This is a genomic window from Streptomyces sp. NPDC104309 (genome assembly GCF_055584025.1).
The window spans coordinates 44,758-61,778 of sequence record NZ_JBVJMV010000012.1; the positions used below are offsets into that span (position 1 = coordinate 44,758).

The following is a 17,021-nucleotide window of genomic DNA, read 5'->3' on the forward strand; positions in this document are numbered from 1 at the left end:
GATCCCGCCCGGCCCCGGTCAACCCTTTGGACACCGGCCGCTCACATCCACGAAATCCAGCGGTTTTCTTACTGCAAGGACTTACGCAAAACATTGCAGTGCTGTTACGTTGCTCCCGACTCCGGTCCGGTCGGCCGGGGGTTCCGGCGACCCCGGGGCCCCACGCGCCCGGCCGGCCGGGCCGGTCACGGACAAGAGAGGCACCCGGAGTCGCTCACTCCCCGCCGGCCCGTTCAGGGCCGACTCCCGGTGCCTCTCCTGTACGCCCGGACCCCGTACGCCCAGATCCCGTACGCCCGGACCCCGTACGCCCGGATCCCGTACGCCCGGACGTCTCCCGGCCGGGCCTCAGACGCCGCGGACCGCCGCGGTGGATCCCCGTACCACCAGCTCCGGCTGGAACACGTACTCCGTGCGCTGCACGGGGCTGCCGCCGATCTCCTCCAGCAGGGCGCTCACCGCGGCCGCCGCCATCGCCTGCACGGGCTGACGCACCGTCGTCAGCGGTGGATCCGTGAACGCGATCAGCTGCGAGTCGTCGAAGCCCACCACCGACACGTCGCGCGGCACGTCGAGCCCGCGCTCCCGCGCCGCACGCACCACGCCCAGCGCCATCAGGTCACTGCCGCAGACGATGCCCGTGCACCCCAGGTCGAGCAGCGCACCGGCCGCGACCTGGCCGCCCTCGACACCGAACAGCGCGGAGCACACCAGGAGTTCGGCCTCGGCACGGTCCAGCCCCAGCAGGTTCACGGCCGCCGCGACGAAACCCTCCCGCTTGCGACGGGACGGCACATAGCGCTGTGGTCCGACGGCCAGACCGACCCTGCGGTGGCCGAGTTCGGCGAGGTGCCCGACGGCCATCCGTACGGCTGCGGAGTCGTCGGGTGAGACGAAGGGGGCGCTGATCCGTTCGTTGTAGCCGTTGATCAGGACGAACGGCACGCCGCGTTCGGTGAGCGCGGCGTACCGTGCGGGGTCGGTCGACAGGTCGGCGTGCAGCCCGGAGAGGAAGACGATCCCGCCGACGCCGCGTTCGACGAGCTGCTCGACGAGCTCGTCCTCGGTGGCGCCGCCCGGCGTCTGGGTGCAGAGCACCGGCGTGTAGCCGTGTCCGGCCAGTACCTGTTCGACGGACTGCGCGAAGGCCGGGAAGATCGGGTTGGTGAGTTCGGGCGTCACCAGTCCGATCAGCCCCGCGCTGCGCCGGCGCAGCCGTACGGGGCGTTCGTAGCCGAGGATGTCCAGCGCCGCGAGGACCCGCTGACGCGTGGTGTCCGCGACGCCGGGCTTCCCGTTGAGCACCCGGCTGACGGTCGCCTCGCTGACCGCCGCCTGGCCGGCGATGTCCGAGAGCCTCGGCGCACCGCCGGTTCCAGGGCCCTTCTTCCGGAGGTTGCCGGGCTCGGCCCGATCCGGAAGAGAGGCCCTGGGCAGGGGGACCGTCACACCGTCCACCACACCGTGGTGTCCGCGGGCAGCTCGATCTCGGCGCCGTCGGTGACGACCGGGGTGCTGGACAGCAGGACGGTGCCGCGCACGGGGATGCGCACCGGGCGGGACGTCGTGTTGACGGTGCAGACGAAGCCGGGGCGGGCGAAGATCAGCAGCCCCTCGGGGGCCTGGAGCCACTCCACCCCGGTCCCGGCGCCGAGCCCCGGGTGCGCCCGGCGGGCGGCGATCGCGGACCGGTACAGCTCCAGCGTGGAACCGGCGGCGCCGGTCTGCGCCTCGACGCTCAGCTCGCCCCAGCCCTCGGGCTGGGGCAGCCAGCTGCCGCCACTGCCGAAACCGTACGAGCTGCCGTCGCGGATCCACGGGATCGGCACCCGGCAGCCGTCGCGGAAGCCGTCCTGGCCCTCCGCGCGGAAGAACGACGGGTCCTGGCGGGCCTCGTCGGGCAGGTCGGTGACATCGGGCAGGCCGAGCTCCTCGCCCTGGTAGACGTACGCCGAGCCGGGCAGCGCCAGCATCAGCAGGGTGGCGGCGCGGGCGCGGCGCAGGCCCAGCTCACGGTCGCCGGCCTCACGGATCTGGGTGCCGAGACCGGGCGGGTTGGCGAACCGGGTGGTGTGCCGGGTCACGTCGTGGTTGGACAGCACCCAGGTGGCGGGGGCGCCGACCGGACGCATCGCGTCGAGCGAGGTGTCGATGACCTCGCGGAGCTCGGCCGCGTCCCAGGCCGTGGAGAGGTACTGGAAGTTGAACGCCTGGTGCATCTCGTCGGGGCGTACGTAGTTGGCGGTGCGCTCGACGGTGGGGGTCCAGGCCTCGGCGACGAGGATCCGCCCGCCCGTCGCCCACCACCGCCCTTCCGACGAAGGCCCCTCGGGCCCCTTCTTCGCGGGGTACTCGTCGAGGATGATGCGCCAGGAACGGTAGATCTCGTGGACCCCGTCCTGGTCGAAGAACGGCATGACGTCGTTGCCGAGCAGCTTGAGCTGGTCGTGGGTGCCGAGGTCGGGCAGGCCCTCGGCCTTGACGAGGCCGTGGGCGACATCGACCCGGAAGCCGTCGACGCCCATGTCGAGCCAGAAGCGCAGGATCGAGCGGAACTCGTCGGCGACGGCCGGGTGTTCCCAGTTGAAGTCGGGCTGCTCGGGCGCGAACAGGTGGAGGTACCAGTCGCCCGGGGTGCCGTCCGGGTCGGTGGTCCGGGTCCAGGCGGGGCCGCCGAAGATGGACTCCCAGTCGTTGGGCGGGAGTTCGCCGTCCACGCCCTTGCCGGGGCGGAAGTGGTAGCGCTCGCGCAGCGCCGAGCCGGGGCCCTCGGCGAGGGCGCGCCTGAACCACTCGTGCCGGTCGGAGGAGTGGTTGGGCACCAGGTCCACGATGATCCGCAGGCCCAGGTCGTGGGCGTCCCGGATCAGCGCGTCGGCGTCCAGCAGGGTGCCGAACATGGGGTCGATGGCACGGTAGTCGGCGACGTCGTAGCCCGCGTCGGCCTGCGGGGACGCGTAGAACGGGCTGAGCCAGACCGCGTCCACGCCGAGGTCCTTGAGGTGCTGGAGTCTGCCGCGTACGCCTGCGAGATCGCCCATGCCGTCGCCGTTGCCGTCGGCGAAGCTCCGTGGATAGACCTGGTAGATCACCGCGTCCTGCCACCAGCCGGTCTGGTGGGCCGGAGCGTCGCCGAACGTGCCGGTGGAGGGGGCAGCGAGGTGCTGGGTCATGTCGTCCCTGAGGTGTCTGGGTGGGGAGCGTCGCCGGGACCGGGGGTACCCGGCGTCGCCGTGACTTGGTGCGTGCGGGGCGTACGGGGTGTGCCGTGTCAGCCCTTGACGGCTCCGGCGGACATGCCGGTGACCAGGTGGCGCTGGGCGAAGAGGAAGACCAGGGCCGCGGGTATCGCGATGAGCACGGACGCGGCGGTCATCACGCCCCACTGGGCCCCGTACTGGTTGACGAAGAGCTGCAGTCCGCCGGCGAGGGTGAGGTTGTCCTCGCCGACCATGAAGGCGGAGGCGTACGCCACTTCGCCCCACGCGGTGATGAAGGAGTAGAACGCGGTGACGGCGAGGCCGGGCTTGGCGAGCGGCAGGATGAGCCGCCAGAAGGTGCCGAACGGGGTGAGGCCGTCGACCTGCCCCGACTCGTCGATCTCGCGCGGGATGGTGTCGAAGAAGCCCTTCATCATCCAGGCGCAGAACGGCACCGAGATGGTGAGGTAGGTGATGACGAGGCCCGCGGGCTGATTCAGCAGCCCCATGCCCGCCATGATGTTGTAGATCGGCACGATGAGGACGGCGACCGGGAACATCTGGGTGATCAGCAGCGTCCACATCAGCCCGCGCTTGCCGGGGAAGCGGAAGCGGCTGACGGCGTAGCCGGTGGAGGCGGAGACGATGACGCCGAGCAGCGTGGTGAGTCCCGCGATGAGCAGGGAGTTGCCGAACCAGGTGAGGAACTTCGTGTTCTGGAGCAGGTTCGTGTAGTTCTCGAACGTGGTCTCCTTGAAGAAGTCCGTGGTGGTCGCGTACGCGGCGGGCTTCAGCGAGGTGAGCAGGACCCACAGCACGGGGAAGACGGCGATCACGGACGCGACGATCAGCGTGAGGTGCAGCCCGGCGGAGGCGATCGGCGAACGCTCGCCGCGCAGCCGGACCTTGCGCGCGGGGTGCCGTGCGGCGGTCGCGCGGGCGGCGGTCGCGGGGGCGGTGGTCACCAGTCGTCTCCCTGGGTGCGCAGGACTCGCCGGTAGACGGCGGCGAAGATCAGCAGGAGTACGAGGATCAGCACGCCCCAGGTGGAGGACTGCGCGAAGTCGCGCGGGCTGATCTCGAAGGAGAACTTGTACGCCTGGGTGACCAGGATCTGGGTGGCCTCACCGGGTCCGCCGCGGGTCAGCAGGTAGATCACCGGGAACATGTTGAAGGTCCAGATGGTGGAGAGCAGGATCACCGTGGTGGAGACCGGCCGCAGTCCCGGCAGCGTGATGTGGCGGAACCGCTGCCAGGCGGTGGCGCCGTCCATCTCGGCGGCCTCGTACTGCTCGCTGGGGATCGACTGCAGTCCGCCGAGCAGGGCGACCATCATGAACGGCACGCCGAGCCAGACGTTGACGGCGATGACGGAGAACTTCGCCCAGGTGGGGTCGTTCAGCCACGGTATGCCGTCGATCCCGCCGCCGGAGAGGATCTTGTTGAGCAGCCCGCGGTCCTCGTTGTAGAGGAAGCGCCAGGCGAAGACGGAGACGAAGCCGGGGATGGCCCAGGGCAGGATGAGCGCCATCCGGTACGCGGAGCGTCCGGCGATCCGGCGGTTGAGGATGTTGGCGAGGGCCATGCCGAGGGAGAAGGTGACGGCCACGCAGGAGACCGTCCACACCAGGGTCCAGCCGAGCGTGCCGAGGAACTGATTGCCGGTGATCGCTTCGGTGTAGTTGTCCAGGCCCACGAATTTGTACGTGGCGGGCATGTGGTTGACACCGATGGACCGGGCGACGTTGCGCTCGTTGGCGTCGGTCATCGACAGGTAGATGCCGCGGACCAGCGGATAGCCGATGATCACGCCGATCACGACGACGACCGGGGCGACCATGGTCCACGCGTACCAGTGGGTCGACAGGGCCCGCCGGAGCCTGCCGGGCGGCGGGGGGTTGCCAGTGCCGCGGCTCCGGCCGCGGGCGACGTCGTCGCCCGCGGCCTTCACCACCGACTGGCTGGTGTGGACAGCCATCAGCCGGCCTGCCTTCCTGTTACTTCCAGCCCTTGAGGAGCTTGCGGTAGGAGTCGCCGGTCGTCTTGACGGCCTTCTCCGGCGTGGTCTGGCCGGTCAGGACCTTGGTGTACTCGGTGACGAGCGGCGCGAAGAGGCTGCCGGTCTCCGGGATCCAGGGGCGCTCGACGGCGGTCTCGACGACGGGCTTGAAGAAGCCGACGATCTCGTTGTCGACGACGTCCTGCTTGGCGTAGGCGGAGGTACGGGTCGGCAGGAGGCTCAGCTCCTTGGTGACCTGGGCCTGGGTGTCCGCGGACGTCATGTAGTCGACGAACGCGTAGGAGGCGTCGAGGTTCTTGGAGCCGGCGTAGACGGCCAGGTTGTGACCGCCCTGCGGGGCGCCCTGCGCGGCGGAGCCGGCCGGGACCGGGGCGATGCCCAGGTTGGCCTTGTCCTTGAACTCCTTGCCGGCGTAGGTGTCGGCGACGGCCCACGGGCCGTTGATGATCATGGCGACCTTGCCGTCCTTGAAGGACGCCTGCATGTTCTCCCAGCCGTCCGTGGCATCGGTCTTGGCCGCACCGGAGTCGACGAGGTCCTTGACGACCTTCATCGCCTTGACGCCCTCGGGGTTGTCGATGGTGACGGACTTGGTGGAGGCGTCGACCATGTCGCCGCCCTCGCCGTACAGGAAGGAGAGGAACCAGTACGCGTCGTCGCCGCGCAGGTACATACCGGTCTTGCCGGTCTTGTCCTTGATCTTCTTGGAGACGGTCTTCAGCTCGTCGATGGTCGTGGGGACCTCGACACCCGCGTCTTTGAAGATCTTCTTGTTGTAGAAGATGCCCATGGAGTCGATGACCTGCGGCACCGCGTACGTCTTGTCCTTGTACTTGGTGGACGCGGCGGCCTGCTTCAGGAAGTCGTCCGGCTTCTGCAGCGCGGCGGTGCCGTCGAGCGGGGCCAGGTAGCCGAGGTCCGCGAACTCGGGGGTCCAGGCAACCTCGGAGCGGATGACGTCGGGGGCGTCGGATCCGGCCTGGGCCGCGTTCTTGAACTTGTTCTGCGCGTCACCGAAGGGCACGTTGACGTACTTGACATGGACCTTCGGGTGCTGCTTCGTGAAGCCCTCGGCGAGCTTCTTGAAGACCTTGTCCTCGCTGCCCGCGGTGGAGGTGTCCCACCAGGTCACCGTGCCGGAGAGCTCGCCCGAGCTCTTGCTCGTGCCGTCGGTGCTGTCGTCGCTGCCGCAGGCGGTCGCCGCGAGCGCCAGGGCCGCGACCAGGGCGGTGGCCGTTATGCCACGTCGCATCTGAACTCCTTCAACTGCCGTACCGCTCCGTCGCGGCGCCGGGTCGACGTGAACGTAACAAGGATGAAAGAACGCCGAAAGAGTTTGCGGAAGATTTCTGCAAGCCTCGACGATCGTTACATTCGCGTGTCCTCACGGTTGCCGTCAAGCCTCTTGACGGGAGCCGTCGATTCCTGACAGCGGCAGGCCACAGCCCGCGAACCCGTGGTACGACGATCTGACCGCAGTCGGCAAACCGGGCCCGCAAGGCCTTGCAAGAAGTTGCCGCGACGCCCTCCCGGACCAGCGGTCGGGTGCGGCCGTCCGATTCCTGCGGATGGTGGGCAATCCGACATACGCCCGGTACAGTCCACTTCCATGACCGCACGGCTTGCCGATATCGCAACTCAGGCGGGGGTCAGCGAAGCGACGGTCAGCCGCGTACTGAACGGCAAGCCCGGTGTCGCAGCGGCCACCCGTGAATCCGTTCTCGCCGCGCTCGACGTTCTCGGCTACGAACGGCCGGTACGGCTGCGCAGGCGCAGCGCGGGGCTGGTCGGGCTGATCACGCCCGAGCTGGAGAACCCCATCTTCCCGGCGCTGGCCCAGGTCATCGGCCAGGCGCTGACCCGGCAGGGCTACACCCCGGTGCTGGCCACCCAGACCCCCGGCGGCTCCACCGAGGACGAGCTGACCGAGATGCTGGTCGACCGCGGTGTCTCGGGCATCATCTTCGTCTCCGGGCTGCACGCCGACACCTCGGCCGATATGCAGCGCTATGAGCAACTGCGCGCCCAGGGCGTCCCGTTCGTTCTGGTCAACGGCTTCTCCCCCAAGGTACAGGCGCCATTCATCTCACCGGACGACCGGGCCGCGATGCGGCTCGCGGTGACGCACCTGGTGTCGCTGGGCCATCAGCGGATCGGCCTGGCGGTCGGGCCCAAGCGGTTCGTGCCGGTCCTGCGCAAGATCGAGGGCTTCCGTGCCACCGTGCAGGAGCAGTTGAACCTCGCTCCGGACGCGGTGGAGGAACTGATCCAGCACTCGCTGTTCACTCTTGAGGGTGGTCAGGCCGCCGCGTCGGCGCTGATGGAGCGGGGTTGCACGGCGGTGGTGTGCGCGAGCGACATGATGGCGCTCGGTGCGATCAGGGCCGCCCGGCGGCTGTCGCTGGAGGTGCCGCGCGATCTGTCGGTGGTCGGCTTCGACGACTCGCCGCTCATAGCGTTCACCGATCCGCCGCTCACCACGATCCGTCAGCCGGTGACGGCGATGGGCCAGGCCGCCGTGCGCACCCTCCTTGAGGAGATCGGCGGGACCCCCGCTCCGCACAGCGAGTTCGTCTTCATGCCCGAGCTGGTCGTTCGTGGTTCAACGGCCGCGGGCCCCGGGCCCGCTCCGACCGCCGCGACCGGATCCGTTCCAGGTTCGCACGCCCGCTCCTGAGGGCTGCCCCGTAATCCCTGGTGGATCAGCGCGATCCCTGGTGGATCAGCGCGCGGCGTCAGATGCGGTGCATCGCAAGGCGGAGGGACATCCGCACACTGGACGTATTCCGGATACTGGATGTATGCGGACGTTCCGACAACGCGGCGAGGTGCCGTAGCCGTCGTCGTGTGCCCGCGGTCCCGGCGCGGACTCCCCGGTTCCGGCGGTCAGATGTGCGGCCCGTTCCCGAGCGGTGGATGACCGGGCGGGAGGAACATTTCTGGCAGACTCTGTGCCTATGGGTGAATTGAGTGTGAGGTCACAGGAAGGCCGGTCGGAGGCCACCCCGTCACCCATCGTGGACGAGGCGGCCCCCGCGACTCATGCGAAGCAGAACGTCAGGCGGCGCGACAGCAACCTGGCGAGACTGCGTTCTCTGCGATCCCCTCGCCGGCCGCGCATCTGGTTCGAAATCCTGCTCGTCGCAGCCAGTTACTGGGTGTACTCGCTGGTGCGCAACGCCGTCCCGGAGCAGAAATCCGAGGCCCTGCGCAACGCCGGCCGGATCTGGTCGGTCGAGACCCACCTGGGCATCGCCGTGGAGCAGACCGTCAACCACGCGGTGAATTCCGTGACATGGCTGATCGTGTCGATGAACTACTACTACGCGACACTGCACTTCGTCGTCACCGTCTGCGTGCTGGTGTGGCTGTTCCACCGTCACCCCGGCCGCTACGCGGCGGCCCGGCTGGCGCTGTTCGCGACGACGGCCGTGGCGCTGCTCGGTTACTACCTGTTTCCACTGGCACCGCCCCGCCTGATGAACGGCGGCCATTTCATCGACACCGTCCTGGTCCATCACACCTGGGGTTCGATGGCCTCGGGCAACTTCAAGAACATGTCGAACCAGTACGCGGCCATGCCCTCGATGCACATCGGGTGGTCGCTCTGGTGCGGCCTGACCGTGTTCGCGCTGGTCTCCGCCCCCTGGGCCCGTGTCCTGGGCCTGCTCTACCCGGCGGTCACCCTGCTCGTGATCGTGTCGACGGCCAACCACTTCTGGCTGGACGCGCTGGGCGGTATGACGTGCCTGACCTTCGGTTACGCGGTCACGTACGCCTGGCACGGCTCGCTGCCGCACCATCTCCCGAAACGGGTGCCGCCGACACGGGAGAGGCCGCGGCCGGCCGGCCTGTCCACGGGCACGCCGGTCCGGACGCCGCGTCCGACGGCGGACGCGACGGCGCGCCGCTGAAGGCACCGGCCCGCCCGTCCGAGGACCGGGGCCGATGCGGAAACCATGGGGGGAGCAGGCGCCCGTCGGGGTCGCTCCCCCCACCGCCTCACCCCCGGTGCACCACACGCCCCCCGCACACCGTGAGTCGCACCGGCGACTCCCCCAACTCGTCCGCCGGGGCGGCCACCGGGTCCACCCCGAGCGCCGTCAGATCGGCCCGGTACCCCACGGCGATCCGCCCCGCGACCCGCTGCTCCCCGGCGGCGACCGCCGCGTGCGAGGTGCAGCCCTCCAGCGCCATCAGCCCGGTCAGTGCCTGCTCGGCGGTGACCGGATCGGTACCGTGCGCCCCGGGCAGCCGGCGCAGCCGGGCCGTGGCCAGCACCTGCCGTACGTCGTAGGGGGCGATCGGCCAGTCCGAGCCCAGCGCCAGGTACGCCCCGGCGTCCCGCAGGTCCCGGCAGCGCCAGGCCCGCCCGGCCCGCTCGTCGCCGAGCCGCTTCGACCACTCGTCGGTGTGGTCGGCACGCGTGTACGCGGTGTGCGTGGGCTGCATCGAGGCGATCACCCCGAGCGAGGCGAACCTGGCCGCCAGACCGTCCGGCACGGTCTCGATGTGCTCGATGCGGTGGCGGAGCCGCCCGCTCTCCCCCAACGCCTCCACCGTGTCCAGCACATGCCGGACGGCGGCGTCCCCGATGGCGTGCGTGGCGGTCCCCACCCCGGCGCGGTGCAGATGGTGCACGGCCGCGGTGTACGCCGCCGGGTCCGGCCAGAACGCCTCGGTGCCCTCCCCGTGGCAGTCGGCGTGCTCCAGCCACGCGGTGCCGCCCTCGACCGTGCCGTCCATGAAGAACTTCACGCCGCCGACCCGCCAGAGTCGGCCCGCCTCGCTCTGCACCCGTACCAGCTCGTCCAGGGCCTCCTGGTCGGCGCCCGGCATGCACCAGGGGGCCAGCCGGAGCCGTACCGGCAGATCCGTCTCCTCCTCCACGGCGGCCAGCAGTTCGGGTACGGAACCGTCGCCGAGATCCATCACATGGGCCCCGGTGAGACCGGTGGCGGCCATGCCGGAGAGGAGTTCCACGAGACGGCCGCGGCGCTCGGCGGACGAGGGCCTGGGCAGCCGTCCGGCGACCAGATCCATCGCGGCGTGCTCGACGAGATGGCCGGTGGGGCGCCCGTCGGGGTCGCAGACGACGGTGGAGCGCTGGGCGAAGGCGCGGGGGCCCGTGATTCCGGCGCGCTCCAGGGCCGCGCCGCTGACCAGCGCGGAGTGTCCGTCGTAGAGCCGGATGAAGGCGGGGGCGCCGCCGATGGCGTCCTCGATGAGGGCCCGGTCGACGGGCCGGCCGCCGAAGGCGTTGTGGTCCAGTCCCCAGGCGATGACCCAGCCCTCGGTCCGTTCGGCCCCGGCGAGTGCGGCGCGCAGCTGGTCGAGGTCGCGGACGGCGGTGAGATCGGTGCCGTCGGCCATCTCCAGACCCCAGACGGGGTGGCTGTGCGCGTCGACCAGGCCGGGCGTGAGCGTGGCCCCCGCCAGGTCGACGCGCTCGGTGCCGGTACCGCGCCACTCGCGCAGCCCGGCCTCGTCGCCGACGGCGGTGATCACCCCGTCCTTGACCGCCACGGCGGTGGCCTCGGGCCGGGCCGGGTCGAGGGTGCGGACATGGGCTCCGGTGAGGAGGAGATCGGCTGCGGGCACGGTGGGGCTCCTTAGACGGTGGTGGAGGCGGGCACGGTGGGGTCGGGGACGGTCACGGCCCCGTCCTCTCCCGGCGGCGACGGCTCGGCCGCGAACCGGGCGTACACCTCGGGTCTGGTGCGCTTGAGCCGGTACGCGAGCGCGAGCCCGATCAGGAAGACCGCGGGCACCAGCGAGACGAGCACGACGTTCACGCCGGTCGAGGCCCCGGAGAACAGATCGACGTTGTCCGTGACCAGGACGATCGCGGCGGCGAGCAGCACGGCCGCGACAACCGGCGCGACGACGGTGCGGAGCCTGCCCTCGCCGTGGTCGAACCGCCGGAAGTAGAGCGGCACGGCGATCGCGGCGAGCAGTTGCAGCGCCATCAGGCCGATCATTCCCGGGGTGTTGACCCAGAGCAGCAGTTGCGCGTACGGGTCGGCACCGGCCGCCGCGAAGCCGATCACGATCACGGCGCCGAGCACGACCTGGGCCACACCGGCCACGTACGGGGAACGGTGCCGGGGGTGGACGCGGCCGAGGGCGGCGGGCAGCACCCCCTCCTCGGAGAGCGCGAGCCCGTACCGGTTGATGGCGTTGTGGAAGGCGAGCAGCGAGGCGAGCACGCTGGTGACGATGAGGATGTGCATCAGGTCCGCGGCCCAGCCGCCGACGTAGTGGGTGATGGCGGAGAAGAACAGCCCGCCCGGATCGGTGGCGGCGGCCTTGACGACCTGGGCGTCACCGAAGGCCTGGATGACGGTCCAGACGATGAACGAGTAGAAGAGCCCGAGGAACGCGACGGCGATGTAGGTGGCGCGCGGCACGGTACGGTCCGGGTTCCGTGCCTCGCGCCGGTAGATCACCGTGGACTCGAACCCGGTGAACGCGGCGAAGGCGCAGGCCAGTACGGCTGCCATGCCCGGTACGAAGACATGGCCGGGTGAGAACGAGGCGAGCGAGATCCCGTCGGCTCCGCCGTCCAGCAGCACACCGCCCGCGAGCAGCACGAGGATGCCGGTCTCGGCGACGAGCAGCACCCCGAGGACCTTGGCGCCGAAGTCGATGGAGCGGAAGCCTCCGTACCAGACGAGCAGCAGCCCGGCCAGGGAAACCGGCAGCCAGGGGATGTCGATGCCCCACAGGGCCTGGGCGGTGTCGGCGGTGGCCGCGCCGAGGAGCCCGTAGACGCCGATCTCCATGCCGTTGTAGCCGAGCATCGCGAGCAGGGCGGCGGCGATGCCGAGGGGGCGGCCCAGCCCTCGGGTGATGTACGCGTAGAACGCGCCTCCGCTGCGGACATGGCGGCTCATCGTGGTGAACCCGACGGCGAAGACCGCGAGGGTGATGCCCGCCAGCAGATAGCCGACGGGGGCGCCGATGCCACCGAGCAGGATGGCGATGGGGGCGACCCCGGCCATCACCGTGAGCGGTGCGGCGGCCGAGATGACGAAGAAGGCGATGTCGGCGGTGCCGAGGGTGCCTCTCCCGAGGGTGGGCGCGGACATACGAAAGGAAGCCCTTCTGCGACTGGCGGGGCAGGGACCGGGGACCAGAAACCTAAAGGCTTTCGGTTTCGGCAATGTAGCCTCGTCCATGGGCATCCGGGAAGACCTTTCAGCAGACTTGCCCGCAGGCATACGTCAGGAGAACGGCACATGGGACGGCCGCGCACGGCGCTGCTCGACCGGGAGCGCATCACCGCCACGGCGCTCGAACTCATCGATGAACAGGGTGAGTTCAGCGTCCCGCAGATAGCCCGGCGGCTCGGGGTGCAGACCGGGTCGGTCTACCACCATGTGGACGGAAGGGGCGGAGTCGTCGAGCTCGTCCGGGAGCGCGTCTGTGCGGCGATCGACTCGGCGACCCTCGACGTGGAGCCGTGGGACGCGGCGATGACGGCCTGGGCCCGTTCCTACCGTGCCGCGTTCGCCGCCCACCCGCAGGCGATCCCGCTGCTGACGACGTCACCGGTGCGCGCCCCGAAGGTCCTGGAACAGTACGAGCGCGCGGTACGGCTGCTGCTCGGCGTCGGCTTCGCCATGAGCGAGGTGATGACGGTGATCACCGCCCTGGAGAACCTGGTCCTCGGCTCCGCGCTGGACCTGGCGGCCCCGGAGACGATGTGGGAACTGCCGGACGACACGACGACACCCCGCCTCGCGGAGGCCCTGGCCGCGGTGGGGACGGGCCGGGCGGACGCGGCGTTCGAACTGGCGCTGGGGGCCTTCATGGGACACTGCCGCGCACTGCTGGAGGAGGACGCGTCGAGCCCGTCCGCCGACTGAGGACCGGGGCTTTCCGGGACGGGGCCCCGGAAGGCCCCGCGCAGTACCCCTCACGCCCCGTAGAACCGCTCCTCCACCACCGCCCGCGCCCGTCGCGTGATCCGCCGGTAGTCGTCCAGCATGTCCCCGACATGCCCCGGCTCATAGCCCAAGTACCGCCCCACCGCGGTGAGTTCACGTGGTCCGGACGGAAACGTGTCGCCCGGCCGCCCCCGTACCAGCATCACCGCGTTGCGGACGCGCGTCGCCAGCACCCACGCCTCGTCCAGCGTCTGCGCGTCCTCGGCCGGGATCAGTTCCGCCGCGAACGCCGCGGCCAGCGCCTCGCGGGTGCGCGTCGTCCGCAGCCCCGGTTCCGCCCAGCCGTGCTGCATCTGCATCAGCTGGACCGTCCACTCGACGTCGCTCAGGCCGCCGCGCCCCAGCTTGGTGTGGAGCGTCGGGTCCGCGCCGCGCGGCAGCCGTTCGGACTCCATCCGGGCCTTCAGACGGCGGATCTCGCGGATCGCGTCCTCCCCGAGACCCTCCATCGGGTAGCGCAGCGGATCGATCAGCTCGATGAAGCCACGGCCGAGTTCCTCGTCGCCCGCCACCGGTTCGGCGCGCAGCAGCGCCTGGCTCTCCCAGACCAGCGACCAGCGCCGGTAGTACGCCTCGTACGAGCGCAGCGTACGCACCAGCGGCCCGCTCTTGCCCTCCGGCCGCAGATCCGCGTCGATGATCAACGGAGGGTCGGCGGTGGGCAGTTGCAAGAGTCTGCGCACCTCGGCGACCACCGCGTTCGCGGCCCGCGCCGCCTCGTGCTCGTCCACGCCCTCGCGCGGCGAGTGGACGAACAGCACATCGGCGTCGGAACCGTATCCGAGCTCGTGCCCGCCGAATCGGCCCACGCCGATGACGGCGAACCGCGTGGGCAGGGTGTCCCCCCATTGTTCGCGCACGGCGGCGCGCAGGGCGCCCGCGATCGTGACGGCGTTCAGATCGGTGACGGCGCTGCCGACCCGGTCGACGAGGGCCCCGGGATCCTCCTCGGCGGGGCTTTCCTCCGTACCGTACGAGCCGATGAGGTCCGCGGCCGTGGTCCGGAACAGCTCACGTCGCCGCACCCCGCGCACCGCGGCGACGGCGGATTCGGCATCCTCCGCGCGCCCCGCCGCGGCCAGCACCTCCTGTTCCAGGTGCTCCCGGCTGCGCGGCCTCAGTCCCTGCGGATCGCCGAGAAGAGCCACCGCCTCGGGGGCGCGCAGCAGCAGGTCGGGGGCGAGCCGGCCGGCCGACAGCACCCGGGCGAGATTCTCGGCGGCGGCGCCCTCGTCCCGCAGCAGCCTCAGGTACCAGGGAGTCTTGCCGAGCGCGTCGGACACCTTGCGGAAACCCAGCAGTCCGGCGTCCGGGTCGGCGGAGTCCGCGAACCAGCCGAGCAGCACGGGCAGCAGGGTGCGCTGGATGGCGGCCTTGCGGGAGACCCCGGACGACAGTGCCTCCAGGTGCCGCAGCGCGGCGGCCGGGTCGGCGTATCCGAGGGCTTCGAGCCGGTGCCCGGCCGCCTCGGCACTGAGCCGGGTCTCGCCGGGCGCGAGCTGGGCGACCGCGTCGAGCAGCGGCCGGTAGAACAGCTTCTCGTGCAGCCGCCGCACCACGGAGGCGTGCCGCTTCCACGCCTGGTTGAGCTCGGTGATCGGGTCCGTACGCATCCCCAGGGAGCGCCCGAGCCGGCGCAGATCCCGCTCGTCCTCGGGGACCAGATGGGTACGGCGCAGCCGGTAGAGCTGGATCCGGTGCTCCATGGCGCGCAGGAAGCGGTACGCGTCGTCCAGTTGCGCGGCGTCCACGCGTCCCACGTAGCCGCCCGCGGCGAGTGCCCGCAGCGCCTCCAGGGTGGAGCCGCTGCGCAGGGTGGCGTCGCTGCGGCCGTGCACCAACTGGAGGAGCTGTACGGCGAATTCGACGTCCCGCAGCCCGCCGGGCCCGAGCTTGATCTCGCGTTCGACGCGGTCGGCGGGGATGTTGTCGACGACGCGCCTGCGCATCTTCTGCACGTCGGCGACGAAGTTCTCGCGGTCCGCGGCCTGCCATACGAGCGGCGAGACGGCCTCGAGGTACTCCGCGCCCAGTTCGGGATCGCCGGCCACCGGCCGGGCCTTGAGGAGCGCCTGGAACTCCCAGGTCTTGGCCCAGCGCTGGTAGTACGCGAGATGCGAGGACAGCGTCCGGACGAGGGGCCCGTTGCGGCCCTCGGGGCGCAGGTTGGCGTCGACGGGCCAGATGGTGCCCTCGACGGTCGTGTCGGAGCAGATCCGCATCATGTGCGCGGCCAGCCGGGTGGCGGCCGGCACGGCCGCGCTCTCCTCGACGCCGTCGGCCGGTTCCGCGACGAAGATGACGTCGACGTCGGAGACATAGTTCAGCTCGTGCCCGCCGCACTTGCCCATCGCGATGACGGCGAGCCGGCACAGGGCGGCGTCGGCGGGTGCGGCCGTTCGGGCGATGGCCAGCGCCGCCCGCAGGGTCGCCGTGGCCAGATCGGCCAGTTCGGCGGCGGCCTCGGCGACGTCCGTCGTACCGCACACGTCGCGGGCCGCTATGGCCAGCAGGCACCGGCGGTAGGAGACGCGCAGCGAGTCGGGGTCGTCGGCTCCGGCGAGGTCCTGCTCGAATTCGTGCACCCCGGGGTGCAGATCGGTGGCCTCGTAGGTGACGAGCGCGTGCCAGTCGCGGGGGTGGCGGGCCAGATGGTCACCGAGCGCCTCGGACGCCCCGAGCACTCCGAGCAGCCGGTCCCGCAGCGGTTTGGCGGTGACGAGGGTGTCCAGCAGGATCTGCCGCTCGTCCGGCTCCTCGGACTCCACCAGCCGGACGACCCCGCGCAGCGCCAGATCGGGGTCCGCGGTGGCGCCGAGGGCGTCGAGCAGCACCGGATCGGAGCGCACGGACGACAGCACGGGCAGATCGAGGAGGCGCTCGGCGGCGGAGGGGTCGGTGAAACCGTGCCGCAGCAGTCGGGTGAACGTACTGCTCCTGCGTCCCGGCACCGTCGTCATTCCGCGCTCTCCTGCTCGCCGCCCACACACCATCCAGCGTTCCGAGCCTAACGGCCTCGCCCACGATTGGCAGTGGGACAAGGAGCGGCATCCGGGGCCTTCGAATCCAAGGCGGAGGAGGGAGTCGACGCGGAGCGTCGGCGACTGACGACAACGCCGGAGGCGGAGGCCCCGGATACCGCGACGCCGCTGCCAATCGCGGGCGAGGCCGTAAGGGCTGTACCGATGAATTCGGAGCAGGTGCGCGGTCCACACTTCGCAGACAGGATCGTTTCAAGGACCCGACCGGGAGGCCCGCATGTCCGGACTCGAACCCCTCGCCGAACTGGACACCCGCTACAGCCACGAGAGTGCGACGGCCTGCCCGTGGCAGGCGGCACAGGAACTGCTGGCCGGCGCGGAGACGTACTGGCTGAGCACGGTCCGGCCGGACGGCCGCCCGCATGTCACCCCGCTGATCGGGGTGTGGTCCCGGCGCGCGCTGTACTTCAGCACGGGTGCGTCGGAACGCAAGGGCAGGAATCTGGCGGCCAACCCGGAAGTGGTGGTGACCACCGGCCGGAACACCCTGTCGGAGGGGTTCGACGTGGTGGTCGAGGGCCGGGCGGAGCGGGTGACGGACGAGGACCGGCTGAACCTACTGGCCGCGGCCTGGGAGTCGAAGTACGGCTCTCAGTGGCACTTCGACGTCCAGGACGGCACGTTCCGGCACGCGGGCCATGTGGCGCTGGTGTTCGAGGTGTCGCCGCGTACGGTCTTCGGCTTCGGCAAGCACCCGTTCAGCCAGACGCGGTGGCGCTTCGGCTGAGCGGCGGGGGCGCGCGGCCCCGGCTCTCCGTACGACGGCGGGAACGGCGGCCCGGCGCCCGCCGTTGGGACGGGCATGGTG

Annotated in this window: 12 protein-coding genes; 4 read left to right on the plus strand and 8 right to left on the minus strand. The window is 70.8% G+C overall.

Going from position 1 to position 17,021, the window contains the following annotated elements; translation table 11 throughout:
- Nucleotides 1–348: 348 nt before the first annotated feature.
- From ACZ68L_RS19075 to ACZ68L_RS19095, 5 genes are all read right to left on the minus strand, one after another.
- Nucleotides 349–1,461 carry a LacI family DNA-binding transcriptional regulator gene (locus tag ACZ68L_RS19075; RefSeq protein ID WP_469578282.1) on the minus strand — a complete coding sequence of 371 codons (1,113 nt, stop codon included), beginning with the start codon at nucleotides 1,459–1,461 and terminating at the stop codon, nucleotides 349–351.
- Nucleotides 1,446–3,173, minus strand: a complete 1,728-nt coding sequence (locus tag ACZ68L_RS19080) for a glycoside hydrolase family 13 protein (RefSeq protein WP_469578284.1) — start codon at nucleotides 3,171–3,173, stop codon at nucleotides 1,446–1,448. Before ACZ68L_RS19080 ends, ACZ68L_RS19075 begins: the two co-directional genes overlap by 16 nt.
- Nucleotides 3,174–3,271: 98 nt before the next feature.
- Nucleotides 3,272–4,165 carry a sugar ABC transporter permease gene (locus tag ACZ68L_RS19085; protein WP_469578289.1) on the minus strand — a complete coding sequence of 298 codons (894 nt, stop codon included), beginning with the start codon at nucleotides 4,163–4,165 and terminating at the stop codon, nucleotides 3,272–3,274.
- Complete coding sequence (locus tag ACZ68L_RS19090; RefSeq protein WP_469578295.1) at nucleotides 4,162–5,178, minus strand: carbohydrate ABC transporter permease; 1,017 nt, start codon at nucleotides 5,176–5,178, stop codon at nucleotides 4,162–4,164. Before ACZ68L_RS19090 ends, ACZ68L_RS19085 begins: the two co-directional genes overlap by 4 nt.
- Before the next feature lie 19 nt (nucleotides 5,179–5,197).
- The gene (locus ACZ68L_RS19095; RefSeq protein ID WP_469578298.1) at nucleotides 5,198–6,472 is read right to left on the minus strand and encodes an extracellular solute-binding protein; all 1,275 of its coding nucleotides are present in this window, start codon (nucleotides 6,470–6,472) and stop codon (nucleotides 5,198–5,200) included.
- A gap of 357 nt (nucleotides 6,473–6,829) precedes the next feature.
- Here ACZ68L_RS19095 and ACZ68L_RS19100 point away from each other — a divergent pair, with 357 nt between their 5' ends.
- Nucleotides 6,830–7,897 (plus strand): LacI family DNA-binding transcriptional regulator, encoded by a 1,068-nt coding sequence (locus ACZ68L_RS19100; RefSeq protein WP_469578303.1) that lies wholly within the window; start codon nucleotides 6,830–6,832, stop codon nucleotides 7,895–7,897.
- Between the two features lie 280 nt (nucleotides 7,898–8,177).
- Entirely contained in the window at nucleotides 8,178–9,134 is a 957-nt protein-coding gene (locus ACZ68L_RS19105) for a phosphatase PAP2 family protein (RefSeq protein WP_469578309.1), read from the plus strand.
- Nucleotides 9,135–9,222: 88 nt separating this feature from the next.
- On the opposite strand, the gene ACZ68L_RS19110 is transcribed toward ACZ68L_RS19105, so the two are convergent.
- Together ACZ68L_RS19110 and ACZ68L_RS19115 are read right to left on the minus strand one after the other, a co-directional pair.
- Complete coding sequence (locus ACZ68L_RS19110; protein ID WP_469578312.1) at nucleotides 9,223–10,821, minus strand: amidohydrolase; 1,599 nt, start codon at nucleotides 10,819–10,821, stop codon at nucleotides 9,223–9,225.
- Nucleotides 10,822–10,832: 11 nt separating this feature from the next.
- Nucleotides 10,833–12,311, minus strand: coding sequence for an APC family permease (locus ACZ68L_RS19115; protein WP_469578315.1), 1,479 nt, complete (start codon nucleotides 12,309–12,311; stop codon nucleotides 10,833–10,835).
- A 150-nt stretch (nucleotides 12,312–12,461) separates the two neighbouring features.
- Between ACZ68L_RS19115 and ACZ68L_RS19120 the strand changes: the two genes are divergently transcribed.
- A complete protein-coding gene (locus ACZ68L_RS19120; protein ID WP_469578320.1) occupies nucleotides 12,462–13,091 on the plus strand; it encodes a TetR/AcrR family transcriptional regulator C-terminal domain-containing protein in 630 nt (209 codons plus the stop codon).
- A 50-nt stretch (nucleotides 13,092–13,141) separates the two neighbouring features.
- On the opposite strand, the gene ACZ68L_RS19125 is transcribed toward ACZ68L_RS19120, so the two are convergent.
- On the minus strand, nucleotides 13,142–16,132 hold the full coding sequence (locus tag ACZ68L_RS19125; RefSeq protein WP_469578325.1) for a bifunctional [glutamine synthetase] adenylyltransferase/[glutamine synthetase]-adenylyl-L-tyrosine phosphorylase: 2,991 nt from the start codon (nucleotides 16,130–16,132) through the stop codon (nucleotides 13,142–13,144).
- Between the two features lie 298 nt (nucleotides 16,133–16,430).
- Between ACZ68L_RS19125 and ACZ68L_RS19130 the strand changes: the two genes are divergently transcribed.
- Nucleotides 16,431–16,940, plus strand: a complete 510-nt coding sequence (locus tag ACZ68L_RS19130) for a pyridoxamine 5'-phosphate oxidase family protein (protein WP_469578327.1) — start codon at nucleotides 16,431–16,433, stop codon at nucleotides 16,938–16,940.
- The last annotated feature ends 81 nt before the right edge of the window (nucleotides 16,941–17,021 follow it).